The sequence below is a fragment of the Streptomyces sp. 35G-GA-8 genome, assembly GCF_023534745.1.
Classification (GTDB): domain Bacteria; phylum Actinomycetota; class Actinomycetes; order Streptomycetales; family Streptomycetaceae; genus Streptomyces.
Genome location: NZ_JAMHJQ010000001.1, coordinates 507,865 through 522,481 on the forward strand (window position 1 = coordinate 507,865; position 14,617 = coordinate 522,481).

13 protein-coding genes are annotated in these 14,617 nt (G+C 69.5%); 3 read left to right on the forward strand and 10 right to left on the reverse strand.

Annotated elements, in window-relative coordinates; genetic code table 11:
• Window positions 1-26: 26 nt before the first annotated feature.
• From M1203_RS02200 to M1203_RS02230, 7 genes are all read right to left on the reverse strand, one after another.
• Complete coding sequence (locus M1203_RS02200) at window positions 27-1,460, reverse strand: nucleobase:cation symporter-2 family protein (RefSeq protein WP_249947918.1); 1,434 nt, start codon at window positions 1,458-1,460, stop codon at window positions 27-29.
• Between the two features lie 325 nt (window positions 1,461-1,785).
• Window positions 1,786-3,174, reverse strand: coding sequence for an 8-oxoguanine deaminase (locus M1203_RS02205; protein ID WP_249947722.1), 1,389 nt, complete (start codon window positions 3,172-3,174; stop codon window positions 1,786-1,788).
• Window positions 3,175-3,243: 69 nt separating this feature from the next.
• Entirely contained in the window at window positions 3,244-4,191 is a 948-nt protein-coding gene (gene pucL, locus M1203_RS02210; protein ID WP_249947723.1) for a factor-independent urate hydroxylase, read from the reverse strand.
• A 4-nt stretch (window positions 4,192-4,195) separates the two neighbouring features.
• Window positions 4,196-4,588 (reverse strand): hydroxyisourate hydrolase, encoded by a 393-nt coding sequence (uraH, locus tag M1203_RS02215; RefSeq protein WP_249947724.1) that lies wholly within the window; start codon window positions 4,586-4,588, stop codon window positions 4,196-4,198.
• Window positions 4,585-5,100, reverse strand: coding sequence for a 2-oxo-4-hydroxy-4-carboxy-5-ureidoimidazoline decarboxylase (gene uraD / locus M1203_RS02220; protein ID WP_249947725.1), 516 nt, complete (start codon window positions 5,098-5,100; stop codon window positions 4,585-4,587). Before uraD ends, uraH begins: the two co-directional genes overlap by 4 nt.
• A gap of 106 nt (window positions 5,101-5,206) precedes the next feature.
• A complete protein-coding gene (locus M1203_RS02225; protein WP_249947726.1) occupies window positions 5,207-5,608 on the reverse strand; it encodes a helix-turn-helix domain-containing protein in 402 nt (133 codons plus the stop codon).
• Complete coding sequence (locus tag M1203_RS02230; RefSeq protein ID WP_249947727.1) at window positions 5,608-5,898, reverse strand: hypothetical protein; 291 nt, start codon at window positions 5,896-5,898, stop codon at window positions 5,608-5,610. The genes M1203_RS02225 and M1203_RS02230 overlap by 1 nt, the downstream gene beginning before the upstream one ends.
• Window positions 5,899-6,099: 201 nt before the next feature.
• On the opposite strand from M1203_RS02230, the gene M1203_RS02235 reads away from it, so the two are divergent.
• Both M1203_RS02235 and M1203_RS02240 read left to right on the forward strand, forming a co-directional pair.
• Window positions 6,100-6,945 (forward strand): TIM barrel protein, encoded by an 846-nt coding sequence (locus M1203_RS02235; protein ID WP_249947728.1) that lies wholly within the window; start codon window positions 6,100-6,102, stop codon window positions 6,943-6,945.
• Between the two features lie 98 nt (window positions 6,946-7,043).
• Entirely contained in the window at window positions 7,044-7,934 is an 891-nt protein-coding gene (locus M1203_RS02240; RefSeq protein WP_249947729.1) for a 2-hydroxy-3-oxopropionate reductase, read from the forward strand.
• Between the two features lie 471 nt (window positions 7,935-8,405).
• On the opposite strand, the gene gcl is transcribed toward M1203_RS02240, so the two are convergent.
• Entirely contained in the window at window positions 8,406-10,184 is a 1,779-nt protein-coding gene (gene gcl, locus M1203_RS02245) for a glyoxylate carboligase (RefSeq protein WP_249947730.1), read from the reverse strand.
• A gap of 204 nt (window positions 10,185-10,388) precedes the next feature.
• Here gcl and M1203_RS02250 point away from each other — a divergent pair, with 204 nt between their 5' ends.
• Window positions 10,389-11,216: a hypothetical protein gene (locus tag M1203_RS02250; protein ID WP_283958050.1), complete on the forward strand. Its 828-nt coding sequence runs from the start codon at window positions 10,389-10,391 to the stop codon at window positions 11,214-11,216.
• A 15-nt stretch (window positions 11,217-11,231) separates the two neighbouring features.
• Here M1203_RS02250 and M1203_RS02255 read toward each other — a convergent pair whose 3' ends face one another.
• Both M1203_RS02255 and M1203_RS02260 read right to left on the reverse strand, forming a co-directional pair.
• Complete coding sequence (locus tag M1203_RS02255) at window positions 11,232-12,869, reverse strand: AMP-binding protein (protein ID WP_249947732.1); 1,638 nt, start codon at window positions 12,867-12,869, stop codon at window positions 11,232-11,234.
• Window positions 12,866-14,605 carry an AMP-binding protein gene (locus M1203_RS02260; protein WP_249947733.1) on the reverse strand — a complete coding sequence of 580 codons (1,740 nt, stop codon included), beginning with the start codon at window positions 14,603-14,605 and terminating at the stop codon, window positions 12,866-12,868. The genes M1203_RS02255 and M1203_RS02260 overlap by 4 nt, the downstream gene beginning before the upstream one ends.
• Window positions 14,606-14,617: the final 12 nt, after the last annotated feature.

The following is a 14,617-nucleotide window of genomic DNA, read 5'->3' on the forward strand; positions in this document are numbered from 1 at the left end:
ACCGGCTCCGTACCCGCCGTCCCTGTCTACGTCGCGGTCCGGGCCGGCGCCACCGGCTCCACCTCCGCTTCCGCGTCCGGCTCCGTGTCCGGCTCGGTGTCCGCCTCCGCCCGACCCTCCCGCGAACTCCGGCTCGTGCCCAGGTGGTTGAAGGCCAGGTTGAGGACGATGGCCACCACACACCCCGTACTTATGCCCGAGTCGAGCACCACCAGCAGGTCGTCGGGGAAGGCATGGTAGAAGTCCGGCGCGGCGATCGGAATCAGCCCGACGCCCACGGCCGCCGCGACGATCAGCGCGTTCTCGCCCCTCTCCAGCGCTGCCGCGGCCAGGGTCTGGATACCGCTCGCGGCGACGGAACCGAACAGGACGATCCCCGCGCCGCCGAGTACGGGCAGCGGTACGAGCGCGATCACGGACGCCAGCACGGGACAGAGCCCGAGCAGCACCAGAATCCCACCGCCCGCGGCGACGACGAAGCGGCTGCGGACCTTGGTCATCGCGACGAGACCGATGTTCTGCGCGAAGGCACTGCACATGAAGCCGTTGAACAGCGGGCTGATGGCGCTGCCGAGGGTGTCGGCGCGCAGCCCGCCCTCGATGGTCCGCGCGTCCGCGGGCCGGCCCACGATTCTGCCCAGCGCGAGCATGTCGGCCGTGGACTCCGTCATACAGACGAGCATCACGAGGCACATGGAGACGATGGCCGCGATCTCGAACTGCGGGGCGCCGAAGTGGAAGGGGGTCGGGAAGCCGACGAGACCGGCGTCCTTGATCGCGTCGAAGCCGGTCATGCCCATCGGCACGGCGATGACCGTACCGATGACCAGACCGATGAGGATCGCGATCTGCCGGAGGAAGCCGCGCAGCAGCTTCCGCAGCACCAGCACGATGACCAGGGTGAGGGCGGCCATCCCGATGTTCCGTGTCGAACCGTAGTCGCCGGCCGTGGCGTTGCCGCCCTGGGACCAGTTGAAGGCGACCGGCAGCAGCGAGACACCGATCAGGGTGATGACGGTGCCGGTGACGACGGGCGGGAAGAAGCGGACGAGCTTCGAGAAGTACGGGGTGAGGAGAAAGCCCAGCACACTGGCGACGAGGATCGCGCCGAAGATGACGGGGAGTGCGTCGGCGCCCCGGTCCTTGCCGATGGCGATCATCGGGGTCACACCGGCGAAGGAGACGCCGTTGACGAAGGGGAGCCGGGCGCCGATCCGCCAGAAGCCGAGGGTCTGGAGCAGGGTGGCGATTCCGGCGGTGAAGAGGCTCGCGCCCATCAGGAAGGCGGTCTCCTCGGGGTCGAGGCCCACCGCGGGCCCCACGATCATGGGCGGGGCCACCACACCCGCGTACATCGCGGCCACATGCTGGAGACCGCTGGTGAACATCCTGGCGGGCGGGAGCGTTTCGTCGACCGGGTGCTTCCGGTGGGGATCGACATCAACCTCCCTGGCCCGTATGGAGGTTGGCGGTGACTCAGGCTCTCTTGGGGGTTCGGTCGGCACGGCGGTTCCTCCGGTCGGTTACGCGCCGGCGGCGGCGCGGGTGTCAGGGAGGTGTTACGAGGTGGGTACACCTGTCTGCGCGTGCGGGCACGAGACACATGTCACCGTCCCGGGAGGTGAGGTACCGGCAGCGTGCGGTACGACACCTCCCGGGCACGGCTGTCAGGGACCCCGCTGGGGTCCATGGCCTCCGGTCGTGGGCCGTCCCCCGCGACCGGATGTCCTGAAGTGTGTGCGGGAGTGTGCGCGGGAGGGGGCGCTGGACTGTGTCCTGGCGGGATCAGCCCTGTTCGACGATCCGCGCGAGACGCTGGGCCTCGCTCCGGGTGTGGCGGGCGATGGTGTCCTCGTCCACCGTGGTCAGATGACCGCCCTCCACCACGGGTCGGCCGTTGACGAGGGAGAGCGTGACAGGGGCGGCGGCGCCGAAGATCAGCGCGGTCACCGGGTCCGCGATGGAGGCGTGGGCGAGGGTGTCCAGCTTCCACACGACGAGGTCGGCGAGCTTCCCCGGCTCGATGGAGCCGATCTGGTCGGCGCGGCCGAGGACTTGGGCGCCGCCGTACGTACCGAGCCGCAGCGCCTGGCGGGCGTTGAGCGCGGACTCGCCGTGGGCGCTGAGGCGGTTGATGAGCAGCGCGTTGCGCAGTTCGGTGTGGAGTTCGCCGGACTCGTTCGAGGCGGTGCCGTCGACACCGAGGCCGACCGGTACACCGGCCCTGAGCATGTCGGGGACCCGTGCGATCCCGGCGGCGAGCCGGGCGTTGGACGAGGGGCAGTGGGCGACGCCCGTGCCGGTTCGGCCGAAGGCCTGGATGTCGGAGTCGTTCATATGGACGCAGTGGGCCATCCATACGTCGGAGCCGAGCCAGCCGGTCGACTCGAAGTAGTCGGTGGGCCCCATCCCGAACAGCTCCTTGCAGAACTGTGCCTCCTCCACCGTCTCGCTGCCGTGGGTGTGCAGCCTGACGCCCCTGCGGCGTGCCAACTCGGCGCCCTGCTTGAGCAGTTCGGTGGTGACGGAGAAGGGCGAGCACGGCGCCACGGCGATCTGGGTCATCGCGTCGAAGGAGGCGTCGTGGTGGTTGTCGATGGTCTTCTCGGTGGCGGCGAGCGCGCTGTCGAGGGATTCGACGGCGAAGTCCGGGGGCAGTCCGCCGTCCGATGTGCCGCGGTCCATGGAGCCGCGGGCGAGGGTGAACCGTACGCCCATCTCCGCCGCGGCCCCGATGATCGCGCCGGACAGGTCGCCCGTGCCGCGCGGATAGACGTAGTGGTGGTCCATCGCGGTGGTGACACCGCCGCGGACCATCATCGCCAGCGAGCCCTGCGCGGCGGCGCGGACCATCGGCTCGTCGAGCCGCGCCCAGGTCGGATACAGCGCGACCAGCCAGTTGAACAGATTGTGGTCGGTGGCGAGTCCGCGGGTGAGCCACTGGTAGAAGTGGTGGTGTGTGTTGACCAGGCCGGGGGTGACGAGATGGCCGGTGCCGTCGATCCGGGTGACCACGCTCTCGGGCTCGTGCTCCGGGCGGGCCGGGGCCGGGCCCGCGCCGACCGACTCGATCCGGTTGTCCGCGACGACGACATGTCCCGAGGTGTACTCGGTGTCGTGCGCGTCCACCGTCGCGATGGCGCAGTTCTCGATGACGATACGCGAAGCAGCCATGGCGGTTCCTCTTCTTGGGTTCAGGCCGGGTTCGGGCCGAGTTCGGGCCGGCGACGGGTCAGAGATCGGTCAGAGATTGGTCAGATCGACCGGGATCCGCGGCTCCGTTCCGTCCCGCAGGACGGTCGCCTCGATCAGCCCGTAGGGCCGGTCCGCCGCGAGGTAGACCTCGTTGTCGTTCTTCAGTCCGAACGGCGCCAGATCCACCAGGAAATGGTGCTTGTTCGGCAGCGAGAACCGGATCTCGTCGATCTCGCCACAGCTGTCGATGATCCTCGAACCCATCTGGTAAAGGGTCTGCTGGAGGGAGAGCGAGTAGGTCTCGGCGAAGGCCCGGAGCAGATGCTTCCTGGCCTCCTCGTAGCACCGCTCCCAGTCCGGCATGCGGGTGTCGTCGCCCGACCAGCCGTAACGCCACCTGGCGGACACCTCGGTGGCGAGAATGCGGTCGTACGCCTCTTTGAGAGTGGTGTACTTGTCCTTGACGTAACCCCAGAATTCGGAGTCCGTCGAGTTCATCACGGTCAGATCCTTCAGCCCGGAGATGACCTGCCAGCGCTCACCGTCGAAGGTGATCTGGGTGAGCCGGGTCTCCTGGCCCTTGCGGACGAAGGAGTGCTTGGCCCCGTCCGCGCCGCCGTGCCCGAAGTCGCCGTCCGAGATCCCGATGCGCTCCCAGGCGTACTCCTCGATCCGGATACGCGCCTGCCGGATCGGCTCCTGGCTGGTGACGAAGTGCCGGGCGAGATGGATACCGAACCGCTCGGCCGATTCGACGCCGTGTTCCTTGGCGAACGCGTAGACCGTGTTCTTGGTGGTGTCGGTCGGCAGTACATGCGCGTTGGAGCCCGAATAGTGGACGTCCTCCATCTCGCCGGAGAGCGCGATGGAGACATTGAGGTCCTTGACGTGGTGGGTGTCGCCGTCCCGCGTGATCCTGACGACGCGGTTCTCCGCCTTGCCGTACTGGTTCTGTCCGAGCATCACCGGGCGGCTCGGGCGGGGCTGATCGGTCATGTCGCTAGCTCCCTCGGTATACGGAGTAGCCGAACGGGTTGAGCAGCAGCGGTACGTGATAGTGCTCGCCCGGGGTGACGGCGAAGGTGATCGCCACCTCCGGGAAGAACACACCGCTGTCCCTTGCGCGGGGGGCGTCCTGCTGTGCCTCGGCTTCTCGCCCGCTGTTGAAGTACGCCTCGGTCTCGAAGTCGAGACGTACGTGTGTCGTGCCCACCGGCAGGTCCGGCAGGTCCTTGCAGCGCCCGTCTCCGTCGGTACGCGAACCGCCGAGCGCCTGCCACCGCGCGCCGGGGCCGCCACGGGCCGCAAGCGAGATGGCGACGCCCTCGGCGGGGCGTCCGATGCTGGTGTCCAGGATGTGCGTGGACACCGAGGCCGTGGTGGCGGTGCTCATGAGTCGTCGTCCTCCGCTACGAGACGGGTCAGCCGGATCCGGTTGATCTTGCCGAGTTCGGTGCGCACGATCGCACGCTCCCGTTCCGGTGTGTGGCCCATCCGGCTCTTCAGCGCGTCGCGCATCCGCTCACCGGTGGCTCCGGTGGCGCAGATCAGGAAGACATGTCCGAACCGCTCCTGGTAGGCGAGGTTGAGTTCGAGCATCTCGGCCTTCAGCTCCTCCGAGGCGCCGGCCATCCCGCGCTGTTCACGGGCGGAGGCCGGGTCTCCCGGCTTCGGCCGGCCGATCGGCGGATGTCCCGCCAGCGCCTCGGCCAGGTCCGCGTCGTCCAGCTCGGATGTCGCGGTGTCACTGGCGGCGAGGAGAGCGTTCAGATCGGCGAACGGGCGCCGGGCGAGGACCTTGGTCCCCCACGCCCGGCCGGCGCACACCTCGTGCAGCGCGGTCAGCGCCACGCTGTCGGGTGAGGTGTTGAACCGGGTGAGACCCGGTTGCGGTGTCGACGTCACGGGAGCCTCCGTGGCTGTGCTGGGCGGGCTTGGCATAGCTAACGCCCTCGACAACACCGCGTCAACAGTTTGTTGAAATCCCGTATACGGAAAGCCCCACCCGGACCTACTCGCCCTTGGTCGCGCCCCCGCGCGCGCTTTCGCGGGCGTTTTCCCTGTTCAGGTAGTTGTAGACGGTGAAGCGGCTGACACCGAGGGCGCTCGCCACCGTCTCGACACCATGCCGGACGGAGAAGGCACCGCGCGCCTCAAGTATCCGGACGACCGACTGCTTGGTCTTGCGGTCCAGTTCCGCGAGCGGCATGCCGTGCCGCCGTTCCAGCGCGGCCAGGATGTGATCCAGCGAGTCGGACAACTGGGGCAGCCGTACGGCGAGCACTTCCTCGCCCTCCCAGGCGAGTACGACATCGTCGGGCTGGGCCTCGCCGGGGGCCATCAGCTCGCCGCCCATGGCATCGATCAGCGGCTTGACCGCCGCGACGAACGGGTGGTCCAGCGGCTCGGCCATCAGCCGTTCCCCTCTTCCCCGTTCACCCGGCCGCCCTCGGTCACCGGGCCGCCCTCGACCACATTGACCTGGAGGGAGACCCGGGTCGCCCCGGCGGCCAGCGACCGGCGCAGCAGTACGCCCACCGCGTCCAGCACCGCGTCCGCGCCGCCCTCCGCCGTATTTCCGAACGGGCCGACATCCACGGCGTCCAGCTCGGCACCCTCGACGACCTCGCGGGCCACCAGCGCATGGGCGGGCGCCGTGTCCAGATCGAAGGGCTCGGTCGTGAACTCCACTCGCAATCGCACTGTGCCCCCAGAAAACATCGACTCCCGTGACGACCTTAACGGACCCACTCCCGCCCACCGGCCCACACGGACACCTTGTCGAAACGAAGCGTGCGCGTGACGAATTACGGGAGCCCCCCTTGACAGCCCCCGAGCCATCCAGGCAGTCTTCCATCAAGTAGAATATGACTTCCGCGATACGGAAGGAGCGCCTGACTCCTCATGGCCCCTCTCCTCACGAACGGGCGCGGCACCGAGCAGCGCTTCGATGTGAACCTGTCCATCCTCTTCACCGAGCTCCCGCTGCTTGAGCGCCCGGCGGCCGCGGCGGCGGCCGGTTTCGGCGCGGTCGAGCTGTGGTGGCCCTGGACCGACACCCCCACCCCGCCGCAGGCCGAGCTCGATGCCCTGGGGAAGGCGCTCGACGACGCGGGCACCCAGCTGGTGGGGCTGAACTTCTACGCCGGACAGCTGCCGGGGCCGGACCGCGGCGCGCTCTCGGTGCCCGGTGAGGAGTCCGACCGGTTCGTCGCCAATATCGAGGTCGCGGCCGACTTCGCCGCCACGACCGGGTGCAAGGCCCTCAACGCCCTGTACGGCAACCGCGTCGAGGGTGTCGATCCGCGGGAGCAGGACGAACTGGCCCTGGAGAACCTCGTACAGGCGGCCCACGCGGCCGACCGGATCGGGGCCGTCCTGCTGATCGAGGCGCTCAACAAGCCGGAGTCCCCCCTCTACCCGCTGGTGAGCGCTCCCTCCGCGATCGAGGTCGTGAACAAGGTGAACGCCGCCACCGGTCTCGGCAACGCCGCGTTCCTGCTCGATCTCTACCACCTGTCGATGAACGGCGAGGACCTGAACGAGGTCATCGACCGGTACGCCGACAGGACCGGCCACGTACAGATCGCCGACAACCCGGGCCGCGGTGCGCCGGGCACCGGATCGCTGCCGCTCGAAGACCTCCTCGGCAGGCTGCGGAAGGCCGGATACACCGGCTGGGTCGGGCTGGAGTACAAACCGGGCGACCGGCCGAGCGCCGAGTCCTTCGACTGGCTCGCCGGGGCCTGACGGGCCCGACAGGGCCTGGTTCCCCGACCGCCGGCTCGCCAACTGACCGTATTCACGCGCGTGTTGCGATGTGCGCGGGTAGTGAAAGAGGCACCCAGATGAGTAATCTCCCCACGATCGCGTGGATCGGTCTCGGCATCATGGGCTCCCCCATGTCCGAGAATCTGATCAAGGCTGGTTACTCCGTGACCGGCTTCACGCTGGAGCGGGACAAGCTGGACCGGCTGGCCGCGGCCGGTGGTACGGCCGCGGGCTCGATCGCCGAGGCGGTACGGGACGCCGATGTGATCGTCACGATGGTGCCCGCCTCCCCGCAGGTCGAGGCCGTCGCGTACGGCGAGGACGGCATCCTCGCCAACGCCCGGCGGGGCGCGCTGCTGATCGACATGTCGTCCATCACCCCGCGCACATCGGTGGAGCTGGCGAAGAACGCGGCCGAGAAGGGCATTCGGGTGCTGGACGCCCCGGTCTCCGGCGGCGAGGCCGGCGCCATCGAGGCGGTCCTCTCCATCATGGTCGGCGGTGAACAGGCCGACTTCGACGCGGCCAAGCCGCTGCTGGACGCGCTCGGCAGGACCATCGTGCTGTGCGGGCCGCACGGCTCGGGGCAGACGGTGAAGGCCGCCAACCAGCTGATCGTGGCGGTGAACATCCAGGCGTGCGCCGAGGCCGTGGTCTTCCTGGAGCGGTCCGGTGTGGACCTCGCCGCCGCGCTGGACGTCCTCAACGGCGGGCTGGCCGGGTCGACCGTGCTGACCCGCAAGAAGGACAACTTCCTCAACCGCGACTTCAAGCCCGGCTTCCGGATCGATCTGCACCACAAGGACATGGGCATCGTCACGGACGCCGCCCGCAATGTGGGCGCCGCGCTCCCCGTGGGCGCCGTCGTCGCCCAACTCGTCGCCTCCCTGCGCGCGCAGGGCGACGGCGGGCTCGACCATTCCGCGCTGCTGCGCTCGGTCGAGCGGCTGTCCGGCACCGAGATCTGAGTCCGGCTCCCCCGAACTCCGGGCAGCGGTGGCGCTGACACCTGTCCTGTCGCGCCCAGGCGCCGCCGCCGCCCGGGACCCACCAGTGAACGACCGAGCCACGCACGGGAGATGACGGGAGGTCAGCTCCCGTGCGTCGTCCCGCACCACCGGTCCCGTATGAGGGGTGGCCGGCGGTACGGGCAGCGAGAGGACCGCGGCGGCGAGCGAGCCAGTGCGGTGGTGAAGGGAACGTCGGTCCTTCTCGACCCGAGGGAAGGAACGTCTGTCTCCCGTCGCCGCCGCCGCGGTCCTCTCTTCTGCCGCCCACCTTCCCAACGCCCCGCGCGCAGCGTGGAGTACGGACAACTCCCGTGCTCCACGCTCTTTCGCGTGCCGGCGCCCAGGGCGGACAGAACCGGCCGCGGACGCGGCTGAGGACCCCGCCCCGGATCGCTCCGGAACGGGGCCCTCGCTGCCGCCGGGTCAGGGTCAGGTCAGCGGCAGGATCTCCGTGGGCGCGTGCCACGGCTCGGTGGCGAGGTCCTCGAACTCGTTCACGCTCGCGATGTCGCTGCCGCTCATCGCGATATTGGTGACGCGTTCGAGGATCGCCTCGACGATCACGGGGACACGGAACTCGGCGGCCAGCTTCTTGGCCTGCTCGAAGGCCGGCAGCAGTTGGTCGGGCTCGGTGACCCGGATCGCCTTGCAGCCCAGGCCCTCGGCGACCTTCACATGGTCGACGCCGTAGACGCCCAGCTCGGGTGAGTTGAGGTTCTCGAACTCCAGGTTGACCTGGAAGTCGATGTCGAAATTGCGCTGTGCCTGGCGGATCAGACCCAGATACGAGTTGTTCACCAGCACATGCACATACGGGATGCGGTGCTGCGCGCCGACCGCCAGCTCTTCCAGCATGAACTGGAAGTCGTAGTCGCCGGAGAGCGCGACGACCGTGGCCTCGGGGTCGGCGGTGGCCACCCCCAGCGCGGCCGGGATGGTCCAGCCGAGCGGGCCCGCCTGGCCGCAGTTGATCCAGTGGCGCGGCTTGTAGACATGCAGCATCTGCGCGCCGGCGATCTGCGAGAGGCCGATGGTGGTGACGTACCGGGTCTCGGGACCGAAGGCGCGGTTCATCTCCTCGTACACGCGTTGCGGCTTGAGCGGCACGTTGTCGAAGTGGGTACGCCGGTGCAGTGTGGCCTTGCGCTCCTGTGCCGAGGCCGCCCAGTCGGCGCGGTCCGGCAGTTCGCCCGCGGCCTTCAGCTCCTTCGCCACCTCGACGAAGAGCGCGAGCGCGGCCTTGGCGTCCGAGGCGATGCCGTAGTCCGGGGGGAAGATCTTGCCGATCTGGGTGGGCTCGATGTCGACATGGACGAAGGTGCGTCCGCGCCGGTAGACATCGAGCTTGCCGGTGTGGCGGTTGGCCCAGCGGTTGCCGATGCCGAGGACGAAGTCGGACTCCAGGAATGTGGCGTTGCCATAGCGGTGCGAGGTCTGGAGCCCCACCATGCCGGCGTTCAGGGCGTGGTCGTCGGCGATGGCGCCCCAGCCCATCAGGGTCGGCACGACCGGAGTGCCGGTGAGTTCGGCGAACTCGACCAGCAGCTCGGAGGCGTCGGCGTTGATGATGCCGCCGCCGGCGACGATCAGCGGGCGCTCGGACGCGTTCAGCATCCTGACGGCCTTCTCGACCTGGGCGCGGGTGGCGGCCGGCCGGTAGACCGGCAGCGGCTCATAGGTCTCCGGGTCGAACTCGATCTCGGTGAGCTGGACATCGAGCGGCAGGTCGATGAGGACCGGCCCGGGGCGTCCCGAGCGCATGAGGTGGAAGGCCTGCTGGAAGACGCCGGGGACCTGCGCGGCCTCCAGGACGGTCGTCGCGGCCTTGGTGACCGGCCGCGCGATCGAGGAGATGTCGACGGCCTGGAAGTCCTCCTTGTGGATCACCGCGGTCGGCGCCTGGCCGGTGACGCAGAGGATCGGAATGGAGTCACCGATCGCGGAGTACAGGCCGGTGATCATGTCCGTGCCCGCGGGCCCGGACGTACCCACGCAGACACCGATGTTGCCCGGGTGCGTACGCGTATAGCCCTCGGCCATGTGCGAGGCGCCCTCGACATGGCGGGCGAGCGTGTGATGAACCCCGCCGGCCGCCTTGAGGGCGGCGTAGAAGGGGTTGATCGCGGCGCCCGGCACACCGAACGCGTTGCTGACGCCTTCGCGCTTGAGGATCTCAACTGCCGCTCGGGCAGCGGTCATTCGAGGCATGAAGTGCTCCTGCTTCGGCCGGCGGATCAGGGCTCTGTCGCGCCACCTGAGAGCACTAATTCCGTGATGCGGAAGAGTTATTCTGTTATACGGAATCAATCTAAGGTCCTGGCGGTACGACGTCAAGGGATGGGCGAAGCCACTCCCCAACCCCCCGCCTTTCGAGGACGATGAAGGGGAGATCGCGATGGGGAGAGGGCGTTGATGGGAGAGGGAGTCTCGGTGTGCTGCCCGTCGTGCGGCAGCCGCCATACGTTGACGGCGTCGGTCTATCCGTGCGTGTGCGGGGCCGGGGTGGCACCGGCACTCTCCGGGGACGCCCGCGTGGAGGCGGTCACCCGGCGCGCCTGGGCGGACGAGTGGGTGACGGTCCGTTGTGCGGCCTGTGCGCGCGAGGGCCAGTGGCCGCGGCCGGAGCTGGGCTGCCCGTGCGGTGCGATGCTGCGGATCGCGGTGGAGCCGGACACGGCCGAGCCGCTCCCGCCCGGGTCCTTCGTGCCCGGGTCTTTCGGGCCCGGGGCGGTCACAGCCGAGTCGGTCACAGCCGAGCCGGTGGCGGCGGAGGAACCGGCCCCCGAGCTGCCCTCGCACATCCCGCTGCCCCGGACCGCCGCCTCGCCGCGCCCCGGGTTCCGCCCGGTGACGATCCGTACGGCGCGGGACGCGGTGTCGACGGCCGCGCTCTATCTGCGCTGGCTCGGTTTCAAGAGCGTCGTCGAGTCCGGGGAGCCGTTGGAGACCGGTATCAGGACGCCCGGCGCCAGGACGCCGGGCGTCGGTCTGCGCGGACCCGATGTGATCGCGCAGGTCGACCCGACCACCGGCCCCGCGTCCCTCCGCTCCGTCGAATGCCTCTGGCTCAACGGCATGAACGCGTCGACGACGAGCGTCTACTTCTCCCTCGCGGGGTACGCGGACGACGCCCGTGCCCGCGCCGACGACCTCGGTCTCCCGCTCTTCGTCCTCGATCTCACGGGCGCTCCCCAGCCCGTCAACGGCCCGGCGGAGGAGCTGATCTCGTCCGGGGCGTGACACCCCGATGACCGGTCAGGCCCCCGAAGGCCCCGAGAACCGCTCGCGCAGCTCGATCTTCCGCACCTTCCCGCTCACCGTCATCGGGAACTCGGCCATGATCTCCACCCGGCGCGGGATCTTGTAGTGCGCGAGCCGTTCCCGGCAGTACGACACGATGTCCTCCAGGGCCGGCGGAGCGGCGGGGTCGCGCGGCACGACACAGGCCAGGATCTCCTCCCCGTACTTCTCGTCGGGGACACCGACCACCTGCACGTCCGCGACCTCCGGATGGCCGTACAGGAACTCCTCGATCTCCCGGGGCGAGACATTCTCGCCACCTCTGATGATCATGTCCTTGATCCGGCCGACGATCTGCGCGTAGCCGTCCTCCCGTATCACCGCCAGATCGCCGGTATGCATCCAGCGGCCCGCGTCGATGACCTCGGCCGTGCGCTCGGGCTCGTTCCAGTAGCCGAGCATCACGCTGTAGCCCCGGGTGCACAGCTCGCCCGCCGTGCCGCGCGGCAGCGTCACCCCGCTGACCGGGTCGATCACCTTGACCTCGATATGCGGCAGAGCCCGGCCGACCGTGCCCGTACGGCGTTCCAGATCGTCGTCGCGCCGGGTCTGGGTGGAGACCGGGGACGTCTCGGTCATGCCGTAACAGATGGAGACCTCGGCCATGTTCATCTCGGCGACGACCCGTTTCATCACCTCCACCGGGCAGGGCGAGCCCGCCATGATGCCGGTGCGCAGCGAGGAGAGATCGTACGAGGCGAAGTCGGGGAGGTTCAGCTCCGCGATGAACATCGTCGGGACGCCGTACAGCGAGGTGCAGCGCTCCCGTTCGACCGCGCGGAGTGTGGCCGTCGCCTCGAAGGAGGGCGCCGGGATGACCACGCACGCGCCGTGGGAGGTGGCGCCGAGATTGCCCATGACCATGCCGAAGCAGTGGTAGAACGGCACCGGCAGACAGACCCGGTCATGCTCCGTGTAGCCGACCGTCTCGCCAACGAAATAGCCGTTGTTGAGGATGTTGTGGTGGGAGAGGGTGGCGCCCTTGGGGAAGCCGGTGGTGCCCGAGGTGTACTGGATGTTGATCGGGTCGTCGCAGGACAGTGTGGCCTCGCGCGCCGTGAGCTGATCCCGGGTCACATCCTCAGCGTGGGCGAGGAGTTCGTGCCAGGTCGGGTCCCGGATGTAGTGCACGGAGCGCAGTTCGGGGCAGCGCGCGCGGACCTCCTCGACCAGGGCGCGGTAGTCGCTGGTCCGGTGGGCGAGGGAGGCGACGAGCACGGAGATCCCGGACTGGCGGAGCACGAACTCCACTTCATACGCGCGATAGGCCGGGTTGATGTTCACCATGATCGCGCCGATCCGGGCGGTGGCGTACTGCACGAGCAGCCACTCGGGGCAGTTGACCGCCCAGATCCCGACCCGGTCGCCCTTCGCCACACCGCGCCCGAGCAGCGCCCGCGCCAGCTCACCGACCGCCGCGCCGAACTCCGCGTACGTCCAGCGCCGTTGGGAGGGTACGTCGACCAGCGCCTCCCGGTCGGGGAAGGCGGCGACCGCCCGGTCGAGGTTGGCACCGATCGTGTCACCGAGCAGCGGGATCGTGCCGGTGCCATGGGTGTACGAGTTCAGCGGCGCGGGGGTCCCCGTCGTCATCGCAGGTCTCCCTCGTCGTACTCGGCGTCGGAGCCCTCGGCCGTACGCTCCCGCAGTTCGATACGGCGGATCTTCCCGGACACGGTCTTGGGCAGTTCGGCGAACTCCAGCCGGCGCACGCGCTTGTACGGCGCGAGGACCGCCCGTGAGTGGGCGAAGATGACCTTCGCCGTGTCGGGGCCCGGCTCCCAGCCCTCCGCGAGGACGACATACGCCTTCGGTACGGCGAGCCGCAGGGGATCGGGCGCGGGGACGACCGCGGCCTCGGCGACCGCCTCGTGCTCCAGCAGCGCGCTCTCCAGCTCGAACGGCGAGATCTTGTAGTCGCTCGCCTTGAAGACATCGTCGCTGCGGCCGATATAGGTGATGTAGCCGTCGGCGTCGCGCGCGCCGATGTCGCCGGTCCGGTAGTAGCCGCCGGCCATCGCCTCGGCCGTACGGTCGGGGTCGCCGTGATAGCCCGTCATCAGCCCGACCGGACGGGCGGAGAGATCGAGCGCGATCTCGCCCTCCCGCGCACCGGGCGCTCCGGTGACCGGATCGAGCAGTTCGACCGTGAAGCCGGGCGTCGGCCGTCCCATGGATCCGGACTTGAGCGGCTGCCCCGGCGAATTGGCGACCTGCACGGCCGTCTCCGTCTGGCCGAAGCCGTCCCTGATCGTCACGCCCCACGCGCGCCTGACGGTCTCGATGACCTCGGGGTTGAGCGGTTCGCCCGCCGCGACGGCCTCGCGCGGCGGGGTGCGCAGCTGGGACAGATCGGCCTGGATCAGCATCCGCCAGACCGTGGGCGGGGCGCAGAAGCTGGTGACGCCCGCGCTGTCCATCTCCGCCATCAGCCTGGCCGGGTCGAAGCGTGTGTAGTTGTGGAGGAAGACGGTCGCCTCGGCGTTCCAGGGCGCGAAGAGGTTCGACCAGGCGTGCTTGGCCCAGCCCGGTGAGGCGATGTTCAGATGGACATCGCCCGGCTTGAGCCCGATCCAGTACATCGTCGCGAGATGGCCGATCGGATACGAGACATGCGTGTGCTCGACCAGCTTGGGGCGGGCGGTCGTACCGGAGGTGAAGTAGAGCATCAGCGGATCGTCCGCGTGGGTGGCGCCGTCCGGCTCGAAGGCGGGTGACCGGTCGTAGGCGTCCTCGTACGGGAGCCAGCCCTCGGGGGCGCCTTCCGGACCGGCGCCCACCACGATCCTGGTGAAGTCGCCCGGGATCGCGGCGAACTTCCCGGTGTCCTCGGCGCGTACGATCACCTGCGCGGCCCGGCCGCGCTCGATCCGGTCGCGCAGATCGACGGGGCCGAGGAGCGGGGTCGCGGGGATGACGACGGCCCGCAGCTTCATCGCGGCGAGCGCGGTCTCCCACAGCTCGACCTGGTTGCCGAGCATGACGACGACGCGGTCCTCGGCCCGTACGCCCCGCTCACGGAGCCAGTTGGCGACGCGGCTGGAGCGGGCGGACATCTCGGCGAAGGTGACGCGGACACGGCGGCCGTCCTCCTCGACGATATGCAGGGCGACCCGGCCGTTTCCCCGCCCGTCGGCGCCCTCGGCGATCCGGTCGAACCAGTCCAGCGCCCAGTTGAAGCGCTCGGGACACGGCCAGTCGAAGCCCGCGTACGCCGTCGCGTAGTCCTCCCGGTGCGCCAGGAGGAAGTCCCGGGCCGCCCGGAACCGCTCGGTCGGGTCGGTGGGATCGGTCGGACCGTCGGCCGCCCTCGGCCTGCTCGCCGTCATGTGTCCTCCTCA